This is a genomic window from Megasphaera hutchinsoni, assembly GCF_001553405.1.
GTDB classification, from domain to species: domain Bacteria; phylum Bacillota; class Negativicutes; order Veillonellales; family Megasphaeraceae; genus Megasphaera; species Megasphaera hutchinsoni.
Genome location: NZ_KQ960955.1, coordinates 93,494 through 108,417, shown reverse-complemented (window position 1 = coordinate 108,417; position 14,924 = coordinate 93,494). Strand labels below are relative to the sequence as shown.

The 14,924-nt window shown below is 38.2% G+C and carries 12 protein-coding genes and 1 other RNA gene; all 13 read left to right on the top strand.

The window, feature by feature from the left end; all coding sequences use genetic code 11:
- The first annotated feature begins 43 nt into the window (after window positions 1-43).
- The 13 genes from tkt to rpsI all read left to right on the top strand — a co-directional run bounded on the left by tkt (window position 44) and on the right by rpsI (window position 14,761).
- Window positions 44-2,038 (top strand): transketolase, encoded by a 1,995-nt coding sequence (gene tkt / locus HMPREF3182_RS07075; RefSeq protein ID WP_062486549.1) that lies wholly within the window; start codon window positions 44-46, stop codon window positions 2,036-2,038.
- An 84-nt stretch (window positions 2,039-2,122) separates the two neighbouring features.
- A non-coding RNA gene (ssrS, locus tag HMPREF3182_RS07070) (6S RNA) lies at window positions 2,123-2,301 on the top strand.
- Between the two features lie 85 nt (window positions 2,302-2,386).
- Entirely contained in the window at window positions 2,387-3,706 is a 1,320-nt protein-coding gene (locus HMPREF3182_RS07065; RefSeq protein ID WP_007392665.1) for a replication-associated recombination protein A, read from the top strand.
- The gene (locus tag HMPREF3182_RS07060; protein WP_062486546.1) at window positions 3,696-6,215 is read left to right on the top strand and encodes an FtsK/SpoIIIE family DNA translocase; all 2,520 of its coding nucleotides are present in this window, start codon (window positions 3,696-3,698) and stop codon (window positions 6,213-6,215) included. Before HMPREF3182_RS07065 ends, HMPREF3182_RS07060 begins: the two co-directional genes overlap by 11 nt.
- A 58-nt stretch (window positions 6,216-6,273) precedes the next feature.
- The gene (locus HMPREF3182_RS07055) at window positions 6,274-6,660 is read left to right on the top strand and encodes a helix-turn-helix domain-containing protein (protein ID WP_072270838.1); all 387 of its coding nucleotides are present in this window, start codon (window positions 6,274-6,276) and stop codon (window positions 6,658-6,660) included.
- Window positions 6,661-6,688: 28 nt separating this feature from the next.
- On the top strand, window positions 6,689-7,735 hold the full coding sequence (locus tag HMPREF3182_RS07050) for an ABC transporter substrate-binding protein (RefSeq protein WP_062486543.1): 1,047 nt from the start codon (window positions 6,689-6,691) through the stop codon (window positions 7,733-7,735).
- Window positions 7,736-9,067, top strand: coding sequence for a 30S ribosomal protein S12 methylthiotransferase RimO (rimO, locus tag HMPREF3182_RS07045; protein WP_007392670.1), 1,332 nt, complete (start codon window positions 7,736-7,738; stop codon window positions 9,065-9,067).
- Between the two features lie 14 nt (window positions 9,068-9,081).
- On the top strand, window positions 9,082-10,335 hold the full coding sequence (locus HMPREF3182_RS07040; RefSeq protein ID WP_062486540.1) for a competence/damage-inducible protein A: 1,254 nt from the start codon (window positions 9,082-9,084) through the stop codon (window positions 10,333-10,335).
- 11 nt (window positions 10,336-10,346) lie between these two features.
- Entirely contained in the window at window positions 10,347-11,393 is a 1,047-nt protein-coding gene (gene recA, locus HMPREF3182_RS07035; RefSeq protein ID WP_007392649.1) for a recombinase RecA, read from the top strand.
- Between the two features lie 2 nt (window positions 11,394-11,395).
- Window positions 11,396-11,818: a regulatory protein RecX gene (locus HMPREF3182_RS07030; RefSeq protein ID WP_062486537.1), complete on the top strand. Its 423-nt coding sequence runs from the start codon at window positions 11,396-11,398 to the stop codon at window positions 11,816-11,818.
- A 211-nt stretch (window positions 11,819-12,029) separates the two neighbouring features.
- A complete protein-coding gene (gene rny / locus HMPREF3182_RS07025; protein WP_062486534.1) occupies window positions 12,030-13,565 on the top strand; it encodes a ribonuclease Y in 1,536 nt (511 codons plus the stop codon).
- Window positions 13,566-13,906: 341 nt separating this feature from the next.
- A complete protein-coding gene (rplM, locus tag HMPREF3182_RS07020; protein ID WP_007392667.1) occupies window positions 13,907-14,347 on the top strand; it encodes a 50S ribosomal protein L13 in 441 nt (146 codons plus the stop codon).
- An 18-nt stretch (window positions 14,348-14,365) separates the two neighbouring features.
- Complete coding sequence (rpsI, locus tag HMPREF3182_RS07015) at window positions 14,366-14,761, top strand: 30S ribosomal protein S9 (protein ID WP_007392666.1); 396 nt, start codon at window positions 14,366-14,368, stop codon at window positions 14,759-14,761.
- Window positions 14,762-14,924 lie beyond the last annotated feature (163 nt).

Sequence of the window (14,924 nt, the reverse complement as noted above, 5' to 3'; positions counted from 1 at the left end):
TTTTATTCATAATATATGTAGCAAATAAAAGGAGAGAAGTAGTATGAATACCATGGATACAAGCTGTGTAAATGCTATTCGCATTTTATCGGCAGATGCAATTGAAAAAGCTAATTCGGGTCATCCGGGGTTACCCTTAGGGGCGGCACCGATGGCATATGAGTTGTGGGCATATCATATGAAGCATAATCCAAATGATGCCAAGTGGGAAAATAGAGATCGATTTGTTTTGTCGGGTGGACACGGATCAATGTTGTTATATTCGTTACTTCACTTGTTTGGATATGGAGTGAAATTAGATGATATTAAGAATTTTCGTCAATGGGGGTCAATTACACCAGGACATCCTGAATATGGGCAAACGATAGGCGTAGACGCCTCTACAGGTCCTTTAGGTGCTGGCATGGCAATGGCGGTAGGAATGGCTATGGCAGAAGCACATTTAGCGGCATTGTTTAACGAACCGGCATATCCTATTGTCGATCATTATACCTTTGTTTTGGGTGGAGATGGCTGCCTAATGGAAGGGATTTCATCGGAAGCCTTTTCTTTGGCTGGTACTCTGGGGTTACATAAATTAATTGTATTGTATGATAGTAATCATATTTCGATTGAAGGAGATACTAGGTTAGCTTTTACTGAAAATGTGCAAGAACGGATGAAAGCGTTTGGTTTTCAAACGATTACCGTAGAAGATGGGACGGATTTACAGGCAATTGGTGCTGCCATTGAGCAAGCAAAGGCGGATACAGAACATCCCTCTTTCATTACGGTCAAAACGGAGATTGGATATGGATGTCCAGCCAAGCAGGGGAAAGCATCAGCCCATGGTTCCCCATTAGGTGTAGATAATGTGCGGGCTTTGAAAAACAAAGTTGGTTGGCCAGATGTAGACACGCCTTTTTTTGTTCCGGATGAAGTTTATGCGTATTATCAATCATTGGGTGCACGAGGAGAAATGGCACAAGCGGAATGGGAAAGTTTGTTCTCTGCATATAGTGAAGCGTATCCAGAAAAAAGAAAATTATGGAATGCGATGCATCATGGGATAGACAAAGAACAATTATTAAAAGATGACTTGTTCTGGCAATTTGAAGATAAAGCACAAGCAACACGAAGTGTATCAGAAATCATGATTAATCGCTTACAAGAACGGATGCCTCAATTGATGGGTGGTAGTGCCGATCTAGCACCGTCTAATAAAACGTATATGAAAGAGGGGGGCGATTTTAGTCGTACCGATTATCGTGGCAGAAATATACATTTCGGTGTACGTGAATTAGCTATGTCCGGTATTATGAATGGATTAGCTTTACATGGCGGTATTCATCCTTATGGGGGAACGTTTTTTGTTTTCAGCGATTATATGAAACCGATGATTCGGTTAGCGGCATTGATGGAATTGCCTAATACATATGTACTAACTCATGACAGTATTGGCGTAGGTGAAGATGGCCCTACACATGAACCGGTAGAACAATTGGCGATGTATCGTGCTATGCCTAATATGATTGTGTTTAGACCGGCTGATGCAATGGAAACTGCAGCGGCTTGGTATACGGCGGTTACGAGTCAACATACACCAGTAGCACTGATTTTATCACGACAGAATTTGCCTCAGTTGGCAGGAAGCAGCAAAGAAGCATTACGCGGTGGATATATTATTTCTGAAGCGAACAAAACTATTCCTGACGCTATTTTAATTGCAACGGGTTCAGAAGTTGCATTAGCATTACAAGCACAAACGGTATTACAGAAACAGCAGATTGCCGTACGTGTGGTTAGTATGCCTTCGATGGAATTATTTGAACAGCAAGATGAAGCTTATCGAAAAGCTGTTTTGCCAGCTTTTATACGAGCAAGAGTGGCGATTGAAGCAGGAAGCTCTTTTGGTTGGCAACGTTATGTAGGTTTGGATGGAGCTACGGTTACGTTAGACCGATTTGGTGCATCAGCACCAGCAGAGGTATTGTTTAAAGAATTTGGTTTTACGGTAGACCATATTGTTGAAAAAACAAAACAGGTATTAAGAAAATAAGTAAAGAAAGAGAATCTTAATCCGTAATAAATGAGGATAAGACTTGATTTTTTTTGCGTGTTTTATTATACTAATAACATAGAGAAAACCCTACTGTGTACGTAAATGTTCCTCGATGTTTTGAACCAACATATTTTACATTGGGAGTTTGGACTCTATTGAAGTGAGGCAATGCCTAATTTGGACTGCCGGGCCCAATAGGAGAACACCCACCTGCTCAGGCAGGCTCAAAACTCGGTTTGTAACGGCATAGTGGGGCTTCTTTCTTTTATATGATCGTAGATAAGGTAAGGTATAGCCGCCGCTAAGTTAACTTGGCAGCGGTTTATTTCATACTGGGGGATATATATGAATAGTGATAATTTATTCTCTTTAGCTGATGAAGCAGAAAAGAAAACGTTTCAACCTCTTGCTATACGAATGCGCCCTAAACATTTAGATGATATAGTAGGGCAAGAAGAGGTAACTAGTAAGGGGAGTTTTTTGCGTGGTGCAATCGAAAGAGATATGATCCCTTCGTTATTGTTTTATGGTCCTTCGGGTGTCGGAAAAACAACCATTGCTCAGGTTATAGCAATGGAAACAAAAAGTACATTTATTACGTTAAATGCGGTTATGGCAGGTATGGCAGATTTACGTAAAGTAATTCAAACGGCTAAAGATGAATTGCAATTATATCAGAGGAGGACTATTGTTTTTATTGATGAAATTCATCGTTTTAATAAAAGTCAACAAGATATATTATTACCACATGTAGAAAAGGGAACGATTATTTTGATTGGAGCGACTACGGAAAATCCGTATTTTGAAGTGAATCGACCGCTTTTATCTCGCTTGCATGTGGTATCTTTAAAACCACTTTCGGTTAAGGCGATTGGCGAGGTATTAAAGCGAGCACTTAATGATACGGAAAATGGATTAGGACAGTTTGCTATGAAGGTTTCGCCAGAGGTGTTGGAAGTTTTCGCATCTTTAGCGGAAGGTGATGCACGGATAGCACTTAATTTATTAGAACAAGTCGTGGCGGCTGCTCCTTCAGGTGAAGACATTACGATGGAGATGATAGCTAAGGTAGCAGGTCAGCGTACGTATACATATGATAAAAAAGGCGATGGACACTATAATACCATTTCAGCTTTTATTAAAAGTATGCGAGGCTCGGATCCAGATGGGGCGTTGCATTATTTGGCAAGAATGATTGAAGCAGGGGAACAACCTTCTTTTATTGCCCGACGAGTAGTTATTTGTGCCGCGGAAGATGTAGGTTTGGCAGATCCGCAAGCGTTGGTTATTGCTAATGCTGCAGCCCAAGCAATACAATTTGTCGGTTGGCCAGAAGGGCGTATTATTTTGAGTGAAGCGGTTATCTATATTGCTTGTGCACCGAAAAGTAATAGTGCGTATAAAGCCATTGATGCAGCTTTAGCCGTTGTCCGAAAGGGGAATTGTGGCGATATACCAGCATATTTAAAAGATGCTCACTACCAGGGGGCTACATCGTTGGGAATAGGGGTTGGTTATAAATATCCACATGCGTATCCCCGTGGATGGGTTGCACAGCAATATTTACCAGATAATATTAAGAATCACACTTATTATAAAGAAACGGAATATGGGGAAGAAGGCGTAAAAGCAGAACAATGGCGTAAACGACGCCATGAAAAGTAAGGTAGAGGTGAAAGTTGTGAAGGGTGAACCAACAAAGAACATAGTAAAAACCAGAAAAAAAGCCGGTAGCAATCACGTAGTAAAATCTAAAAGTACAGGAAATTCTTTATTGACCTTTGAAGTTATCGGATTATGTTTCATTTTTATAGGTGTTTTTGCAACTGTTGGGATTATGGGGATTGATACGGGAACAATCGGATATGGGGTTGATGAAATATTAGCTTATGGATTTGGCTTTACACGTATTGTTGTTTCCTTATCATTGATTATTATTGGGTTAAAATATATTATAGTACGCCGTAAATTTCCACTTACTAGATCATGGGGTATATGTATGTGGATTTATTTGTTAGTACAAAGTTTAATTCATTTGGTATTTATACCACAAGAGATTACTTTTTTGCCAACGAGTATACGGATAGGGGGCGGTATTTTTGGTGCAGCTGTTGCGGCAGGATTACGTTCTCTATTTGGTGAAATATGTGCAATTATTATGATTGTTATTGTTTTTATTGGCACGTTGGTTTTATGGAAACGTTGGTCTCTTGCACGACCATTGCAAAAGGCATCTCATCAGGCATCAATTAAATTTACGCATATTTCGGATAAGACAACGAATGGGGTCCAGGATGTTGCCCGTTCTTTTCAAGAGTGGCGAGATCGGCGTGAACGTTTTTTAGAAGGACAAAAAGAAATTCAAAAATTGACATCCGCTGCATTGGCTACAAATGAAAAGGACTTACAAGTAGATGAAATACACGATAATGAATTAACTACAAAGGATATGTCTAAGAATATAGTTGATATAAACACGTATCAAGAAAAAATAGACATGGAAGAATCTGCTTTGCAGGAAGAAAAGAAAGTACTGCAGGATGCACCTGTTTCGGAAAAAAAGGAAAAGCCGATTGCATCATCATCAATTTTTACGGAAGAACGATTAGGAGATATATCAGTTGTAAATCAGACCGCTGGTGATGATACAGCAATAGCATTGAATGAGATGGAGGCATTAAAGCCAGTTGAAATAGAACCGATGACAACGTCGGTAGAAATAGGTAATACTGAAACAAGTGCAGTACCTAAAGCAGTGGTGCATGAGCCATATCAATTGCCGTCGATAGAGATATTAAAACCGGGCACAGGTACGATTGGTGGCGTAAGTGCAGAAGTAAAGGAAAATGCAGCTATTTTACAATCTACTTTACAAAGCTTTAATATTGATGCACGGATTTTACATGCAAGCCAAGGTCCAGCGGTAACACGTTTTGAATTAGAACCAGCCGCAGGGGTTAAAGTAAGTAAAATCGTTCATTTAGCAGATGATATCGCATTGAAATTAGCCGCAACAGATATTCGTATAGAAGCCCCTATTCCGGGAAAAGCGGCGGTGGGGATTGAGGTCCCTAATAAAAGCGTTTCATCTGTAACATTACGTGACATTTTAGAAAGCGACTCTTTCCGTTTAGCTAAAGGGGGAGTTCCCGTTAGTCTTGGAAAAGATATTGCTGGTAATCCTATTATTGCCGATTTGACAAAAATGCCTCACTTATTAGTAGCAGGTTCAACGGGCTCAGGAAAAAGTGTTTGTATTAATACCTTTATTGCGAGCATTTTATTTAAACAACGTCCAGAAGATGTAAAATTGGTATTAGTAGATCCGAAGGTAGTAGAATTATCTAATTATAATGGGATACCGCATTTGATGACGCCAGTGGTTACAGATCCGAAAAAAGCAGCTAGTGTATTACGATGGGCAGTACGCGAAATGGATGATCGATATAAACGATTTGCTTATACTAAAACGCGTGATATTTCGAGATTTAATGAATTACATCCGGAAGAAGCGATGCCGTTTATTGTTATTATTATTGATGAATTAGCTGATTTGATGATGGCTGCATCGGGTGATGTAGAAGAATCTATTTGTCGCTTGGCACAAAAAGCTCGTGCTTGTGGGATGCATTTAGTATTAGCAACACAACGTCCCTCGGTAGATGTGTTAACGGGATTGATTAAGGCGAATGTACCGAGTCGTATTGCCTTTGCTGTATCTAGTCAAATTGATTCAAGAACAATTTTAGATATGGCAGGAGCAGAAAAATTAATCGGTAAAGGTGATATGTTGTTTTATCCGATGGGGGCATCAAAGCCCATTCGAGTACAAGGTGCATTCATTTCTGATACGGAAATTGATGAGGTTGTAGAATTTATAAAACAGCAACGGAAACCTCATTATGATGAAGAAGTAGAAGCAGCCCAACAAGAAGATAAAGAAATGGGCGATTTTTTTGAAGATGATCTCATGGAACAAGCTATTAATATGGTTTTAGAAACAGGTCAAGCATCGGCATCTATGTTGCAACGGCGTTTTCGTATTGGGTATACGCGTGCTGCTCGATTAATAGATATGATGGAAGCGATGCACATTGTAGGAGCAAATAATGGTAGTAAGCCACGAGAAATTTTAATGACGGAGGAAGAAATACAAGAAAAGTTTGGGTTTTAACTATATCCGGTATAGTATAGAGTTTTTCGCTAAGCGGATGGGGGAAGGAGAATTGAACGTGGCAACAACTGGCAATCTGTTACGTTCTGAACGTGAACGACAAGGCTGGACATTACAAGAAGTATCAGTAGCGATACATATAAAAATAGAATATTTACAAGCACTTGAAATGGATCAATATGATTGTATCCCTGGAGAGGTGTTTGTAAAAGGGTTTATACGGTGTTATGCTTCTTTTTTAGGGGTTTCAGGAGAACCGTTAGTATCCATATATAAGAAAAAAGGTATTACGATAGATAAGGACAACAAAGGACTGTCTTCGATGACAGATGTAAAAGAAACAAGGATACGCAAACGATACACAAAAAAGAAGGCACGATGGGTAGAAATTAGCCTTGTTTCAGGATTTCTTATTTTTTTAGTACTTATAATATGGATGAGGTAGTTATTTTGTTTATGTGAAAGAGGATTATATGAAACGATATATACCGTTGGGGACTTTAACCGTTTTTATTATAGTGATATTTGCTTGTAGTTATTATGTGTTTAATATACGGGAAAAGGCATATCAGCAAATGCAAACTACGGCAGTACGACATGTTATGGTTTTTTCTGATTTACCATCAGAGATAAATCAGGAAATGGCAACTGTTTTTTATCAACGAACAGGTATGCGGGTACAAATACGTACGGTGAGTGATAGTAATTTAAAATATTTGATGACCAATGTGGAAACAACGGAAAAACCAGATATTATTATTGCGACTGAACCCGTATTACGTATGGCTGGTGCAAACGGTCGTTTGCGTTCTTTTCCGGTAGTACCAAAAGAGCAAGTTTCTTTTCGTTTTCGGGATAAAAATCGGCGGTGGTTAGGGCTTTGGTACAATCCGACTGTATTTGTTGTGCGTTCAGAATATTATCAAAATCATGGTGGGAATATTCAAGGCTGGGAGGATTTAATTGTTGAAAACAAAGTGCGAATAGCGGTTCCCGATTTTGCCGCTACGGATATGGCAGGCGATTTGCTTTGTACGTTGGTAGAAGTAAATGGTATACAGAAGATGAAGACTTATTTACAAGCTATTCAACAAAACAGCGTATCTTATGCTAAAACGTTATCAATTAGTGCTAGACGCGTAGCTAGTGGTGAAGTGGATATTGGTGTTGTCGATGGTTCCCATGCACGGCAGTATCAAAAAGATGGAGCACCCATGGTTATAGTGTATCCAAAGGAAGGTACGGCTTATTGGTTAACGGGTGTAGGTGTTACTATTTGGAATCATGATGATGAATTTTCTAATCGTTTTTTAGAGTGGTTATTCTCTGAGGATATAGTGCAAATTTTGCAAAAAAATAAAATATTTGTAGATTTTACGACACCGATGATTCATCAAGAAGCAGATGTACAAGGAAAATCATTGCGGGTATTTCCTGTACGAAAAGAATATACGGAAGAAGGTAGACTCGCATTGCAAGAATGGTGGGTACGGACGATTCGTTTTGGAAAGGATAATTAGATGGAAAAAATTGGATTTGTTAGTTTAGGGTGTTCTAAAAATTTAGTGGATACTGAGGTGATGTTGGGCATTTTAAAAGAACGCCATATGACGATAACAGACGATTTATCATTAGCGGATATTATCATTATTAATACGTGCACGTTTATTGAAAAGGCAAAGCAAGAATCCATTCAAGCTATTTTAGATGCAGCTCAGTATAAAGAAACGGGTCGATGTCAAATGTTATTAGTGACAGGTTGTCTGAGTCAGCAATATAAAGAAGAATTATTAAAGGAAATGCCAGAAATTGATGTATTGTTAGGAACTGGCTCTTGGGATCGTGTGTGGGAAGCCATTACTACGGTGCGACAGGGAAAAAGAGTATGTTTTATGGATGATGTTAGCCATTTATATGACCAAAAGACAAGTCGTTTACGAACGACTCCTGCATACAGTGCTTATGTCAAAATTGGTGAAGGCTGCAATAACGCTTGTACCTTTTGTATTATTCCTCGTGTGCGAGGAAAGTTATATAGTCGCCCCATTGAATCCATTGTAGCGGAAGTAGAATCATTGGCAAAAGAAGGGGTTAAAGAGATTAATATCATTGCTCAAGATACGACCAGCTATGGCGTAGATTTAGTGGGCTACTCTTTGTTACCTACTTTGTTAAAACAATTGGTTACGATTAAGGGAATTTCATGGATTCGATTATTTTATTTGTATCCTCATTTTTTTACAGAAGAGTTAATGGATTTGATTATTCGAGAAGATAAAATTTGTCCATATGTAGATTTACCACTACAACATATTGCACAAGGTGTATTAGAACGGATGAATCGTAAAGATTCAGAAGAGGATGTCCGAAAATTAGTAAAAAAATTAGCTAAAAAAGATAGAAAATTAACGTTACGTTCGACTTTTATTGTGGGATTTCCAGGAGAAACGGAAGAAGAATTTTTTCAGTTAAAGACATTTTTGCAAGAAACTGAATTTGATGATGTAGGAGTATTTACGTATTCTCAGGAAGAGGGAACACCAGCGGCCAAGATGACGGAACAAATTTCAGAAGAAGTCAAAGAGGAACGGTATCATACATTAATGGCTGTACAAGCACAGGTTTCAGAAAAGCGAAATCGGTTGTTAGAAGGAACGGAACATACGATGTTAATTGAACGGATTGAAAAAGAAGGAGAGGTCTGTCAAGCGGTAGGACGTATTGAAATTCAAGCACCTGAGGTAGATGGATTAACTTATTTGGATAATGCTGAAACGGTTTGTCCAGGTGATATGGTGCGAGTACGAATTGTACAAGGATTTGCCTATGATTTAGTAGCAGAATTAGTATAATTGAGGTGAGTCAGATGCAAGTTGAGATTATTACGGTTGGATCAGAATTGTTGTTAGGGGAAATTCTTAATCGCAATTCTCTCTTTTTATCGGAACAGTTGAATGCATTAGGATATTCTGTGTTATATCATACGACAGTAGGAGATAATATAGAGCGGTTACAGGCGGTATTAAAGCAAGCTCTTTTACGTGCAGATATCGTTATTACGACGGGTGGATTAGGACCGACACAAGGGGATATTACGAAAATAGTAGCGGCCGATGTGATGCAGGCACCTTTAGTCTTTCATGAAGAAGTGTATGATGACATAAAACAATGGTTAACTCGACGATACGCAAAACCAGTTATTACGGAGAATCAGAAACGGCAAGCAATGATTCCAGAGGGAGCTATTATTTTCTCTAATGAAGTAGGAACCGCTCCGGGAATAGCCATTCAACGAGAAAATAAGTGGATTATTCAATTGCCGGGACCACCACGGGAATTGCAATGGATGTTTTTTCAGCGCGTTGTAGCATTTTTACAGGAACAATTTGGTAATCAAGGATATATTGTATCTCGTTATATAAAGATATATGATTTAGGAGAAGCCTTGATAGAGTCCAAATTAATTGATTTAGAAAAGAACCATGCAAATCCTACGGTGGCTATGTATGCCCGCCCCGGATTTGTAGAAGTTCGCTTAACGGCGAAGGGAGGAACGCAAGAAGAAGCAAAAGCATTATTACAGCCATTACAACAGGAGGTGGAGAAAAGGTTAGGTAGGGTTGTTGTTAGTTATGACCAAGAAAATATAGCAGATGCATTGGGACGGATAGTAAAGGAAAAGCAGTTATCTATTAGTGCGGCCGAATCTTGTACGGGTGGTTTAATTGGAGCTTTTATTACAGATGTGCCTGGGTCTTCTGATTATTTTAAAGGAACTGTATGTACTTATACAAATCAGGCAAAAATGAAATTGTTGGGTGTGCGTAAAGAAACGCTAGAGGCATATACGGCGGTTAGTTCTAACGTTGCTAATGAAATGGCAAAAGGGAGCTTACGTATATATGATTCGGATATTGCTATTAGTACGACAGGAATTGCAGGTCCAGGGGGAGCAACAGAAACGCAGCCTGTAGGATTGGTTTATACGGGGGTTACGGGTCCATGGGGAACGTGGATAAAGAAAGATGTGTATATGGGAGATCGATGCGAAATTAAGGTACGTGCCGCAACAAAAGCGATATATTATGCGGTTGCATATATTTTAAAACATACGGTATAGGAGAAAAAAACATGAGCGACAAACAGATAGCATTAGAAAATGCAATGAAAAAAATTGAGAAAGATTTTGGCAAAGGTTCTATTATGAAATTAGGAGATATTGCTGAAAAAATGAATTTAGAAGTTATTTCTACAGGCTCTTTGGCATTGGATTTGGCTGTTGGTATTGGTGGCTATCCACGTGGTCGTGTAATTGAAATTTATGGTCCTGAATCATCAGGGAAAACAACGGTGGCCTTACATGCTATTGCATCTGCTCAAAAAAATGGAGGTATCGCGGCTTTTATTGATGCGGAGCATGCATTAGATCCTGTATATGCAAGAAGATTAGGCGTAGACACAGCAGAATTATTGATTTCCCAGCCCGATAATGGTGAACAAGCATTAGAAATTACGGAAGAATTAGTTAGAAGTGGAGCTGTAGACATTATCGTAGTGGATTCGGTGGCTGCGTTGGTGCCTAAAGCTGAAATTGAAGGTGATATGGGTGACTCGCATGTAGGACTACAAGCTCGATTGATGAGTCAAGCGTTACGGAAATTGACGGGTATTATTTCTAAATCTAAAGCTATCGTTATTTTTATTAATCAATTACGTGAAAAAGTAGGGGTTATGTTTGGAAATCCTGAAACGACAACGGGTGGACGTGCTTTAAAATTCTATTCGTCTATTCGTATTGAAATTCGTAAAGGGGAAGCGATAAAAGTTGGTGGTGAATTTAAAGGAAATCGTGCTAAAGCAAAAGTTGTAAAAAATAAAGTGGCACCTCCGTTTAAAAACTGTGAATTTGATATTATGTATGGGACAGGTATTTCTCGTGAAGGAACGATATTAGATATCGGTTCATCTATGGATATTATTGAAAAAAGTGGGACTTGGTACTCTTATAATGGAGAACGATTAGGCCAAGGAAAAGAAAATGCTAAGACTTTTTTACGAGAACATCGTGAAGTAGCTGATGAAATAGAAAAAATTATTCGCGATACGTTGGCAGCAGAACCAGAGCGATTAGAAGAAGTAATGGAAGATAAACATTATGAAGAGGATGAAAATAATTAAGCATGATAAATAAAGAGGTGTATGGTAAAGCATTACGTTATTTGCAAGTTCGTTTTTTAAGCGAAGGCGAATTAGTGCAAAAATTAAACCGATATGGTGCAGTTGAAGGCGATATTGCGGCAGTTATTAACAAATTGAAGCAAGAACGGTTTATTGACGATCAGCGTTTGGCACTGGCTGTAGCCGAGCAGTATATGAAAAAAAAACAATATGGTCGATTATATATTGTTCATAAATTAAAAAGACGCTATTTGCCTATTCCGAGTATATTATCATCTTTAAATGAAAGAGATATAGCATGTCAATTGGTAAAGAAAAAATTTTTACAGGACGATGTAGACAAAAAAAAAATTGCAAGATATTTAACAAATCGCGGTTTTTCTGTTTCCATAATCAGCGAAATATTGCATGAATACTTATATTAAAAACTATTTTAATTGATAAAAGAAACGCTTATTCCTGTCGTTTTTCTTGACATCAGTATAAAAAAATTTTACAATTAAAGTAGCCAAAATATATTTTGGTTATTGATAAAAAGAAGTTGTAAGGTTTTTTGAAGAAGATGTAATAATACATGTTAAAAAAAGCCGAATTTATATTCGGCTTTTTTTTATGACAAAGGAGGTGAATGATGTAATGATAGCTGTTATTGTAGCAGCGATTGTTTGTGGTGTTATTGGTACAGGAATAGGATATGTGTATCGTCGTAAGATCGCAGAGGGGAAAATAGGTCAGGCCGAAGTAGAAGCTGAGCGAATTTTGACAACTGCAAGACAAAATGGGGAAGCCCGTAAGAAAGAATTAGTCCTAGAAGGTAAAGAGGAAATTCATAAATTACGTAGTGATGCAGAACGAGAAAACAAAGAAAGACGAAATGAATTACAGCGATTAGAGCGTCGGATTTTACAAAAAGAAGAACATTTAGATAAAAAAATGGATTCTTTAGAGAAAAAAGAAGAATCGTTGCTTCATAAAGAAGAAGATATGGATAAAATGCAGTTGCAAATGAATGAACTGCAAGAAAAGAAATTAGCTGAATTAGAACGTATTGCGGGGATGACCTTTGAAGAAGCAAAAGAGGTATTGTTAAATACGGTTGAATCAGAAGTAAAGTATGAAAAAGCACAGTTGATTAAAAACTTAGAAGAAGAAGCAAAGAACGAAGCGGAAATGAAGGCAAAAGAAATTATTTCTTTAGCGATTCAGCATTGTGCGGCAGATCATGTGGCGGAAACAACGGTTTCCGTAGTGAATTTGCCTAATGATGATATGAAAGGTCGTATCATTGGTCGTGAAGGACGTAACATACGTGCTATTGAAACTTTAACAGGGGTTGATTTGATTATTGATGACACGCCGGAAGCAGTTATTTTATCTTGTTTTGATCCCGTGCGTCGAGAAATTGCACGTATTGCACTCGAAAAATTGATAGGTGATGGTCGTATTCATCCCGCTCGTATTGAAGAAATGGTAGAAAAAGCGCGGAAAGAAGTCAATCAAAAAATCCGTGAAGCGGGGGAACAAGCGACATTTGAAACAGGTGTACATGGATTACATCCGGAAATTATTAAGACGTTAGGGCGTCTTCGCTATCGAACAAGTTACGGACAGAACGTACTCCGCCATTCGATTGAAGTATCCATGCTGGCAGGCGTTATGGCCGCAGAATTAGGTGTAGATGTAAAGCTAGCACGACGTGCAGGGTTATTGCATGATATTGGTAAAGCTTTAGACCGTGATATGGAAGGAACCCATGTTACGATTGGCACGGATTTAGCTAAAAAGTATGGAGAATCAAAATTGGTTGTTAATGCGATTGAAGCACATCATGGTGACGTAGAACCATTGAGTGTTGAAGCTGTTTTAGTTGCAGCAGCAGATGCTGTTTCCGCAGCACGTCCAGGTGCAAGAAGAGAAACATTAGAAAATTATTTAAATCGGTTGACGAAACTGGAAGAAATTGCAAAATCCTTTGATGGTGTTGAAAGTTGTTTTGCTATTCAAGCTGGAAGAGAAATTCGAGTTATGGTACAGCCTGAAAAATTAGAAGAAGCCGATTGTATTTTATTAGTGCATGAATTGTCAAAACGAATTGAAGCAGAATTAGAATATCCAGGACAAATAAAAGTAGTTGTTATTCGTGAAACACGAATGATTGATTACGCAAAATAGAAACAGTTAGTGGTAGGTTTTTTGCCGTAGAATTGCAACTGTTTTTTAGTTATCGGTGTAATTAGTGATAATACTGATTACGCCGATTTTGGTTTATAGAGAAAAAGGTATTTGTATTGATGTAGAGCTAATCGTACAGTGAACATTTTTTTATTATATAATTTAGGCACTAGGCTATTTCCTTTTGATGATTTTTTGGGGGGAGATTTTTATAAATTTCTTGACAATATCAGAAGTTATCTGTAAAATAATTAGGTAAGCTTTTTACTTGGACTCCACTAGCCCCGGAGAAAAAGATCAAAGCTTGGGTGACTTATTCGATCAGGGAGGAATTATACAGCATGAAAACTACATTTATGGCCAATAAAGGCAACATCGAACGTAAATGGTTTGTTGTTGACGCTGAAGGTCAAACATTAGGTCGTCTTGCTGCTGAAGTTGCAAAAGTTCTTCGGGGAAAACATAAACCTATATTTACCCCGCATGTAGATACAGGCGATTTCGTTATTGTTATTAATGCAGCAAAAGTTAAATTGACCGGTAAAAAATTAATTCAGAAAACGTATTTCCATCATTCAGGATATCCGGGTGGATCTAAATTTACACAAGCCGGACATTTATTAGAAAAACGTCCGGAACGGGTGGTTGAAATGGCGATTCGTGGTATGTTACCTAAAAATAAATTAGGTGAACAAATGTATCGCAAATTAAATGTATATGCTGGTGCGGAACATCCTCATCAGGCACAGCAACCGACTGAATTAAAATTAAACATTCGTTAATACCAGGAGGAAGATTTCATGGCAGAAAAAACGTATTGCTACGGTACGGGCCGTAGAAAGACCTCCGTTGCTAGAGTTCGTCTGGTTCCGGGGCAAGGAAAAATTATTGTAAATAAAAAAGAATTAAACGACTATTTTGGTCGTAAGACATTAGAATTAATTATTAAGCAACCGTTAGTTTTAACGGGCATTGTTGATCAATATGATGTCATTGCTGATGTTAAAGGTGGTGGACCTTCAGGACAAGCTGGAGCGATTCGTCATGGTATCAGTCGTGCATTGTTAGAAGTTAATAGTGATTATCGCCAAAGCTTGAAAAAGGCTGGATTATTAACACGTGATCCACGTGAAAAAGAACGTCGTAAATACGGTCTTAAAAAAGCTCGTAAAGCATCGCAGTTCTCGAAACGTTAATTTTTCGATATGTCTAAACCCAGTAACTATATTGGTTGCTGGGTTTTTTTGTTTATTTTTCATAAGGCATAGATTTTTGGTTTGATAGGGAATAAAAGGCATGCGTGGTCGATGGGATTTTAATTGCTTTGATAAGGTGGTAGTAGAGCGTAATTCAACTTGA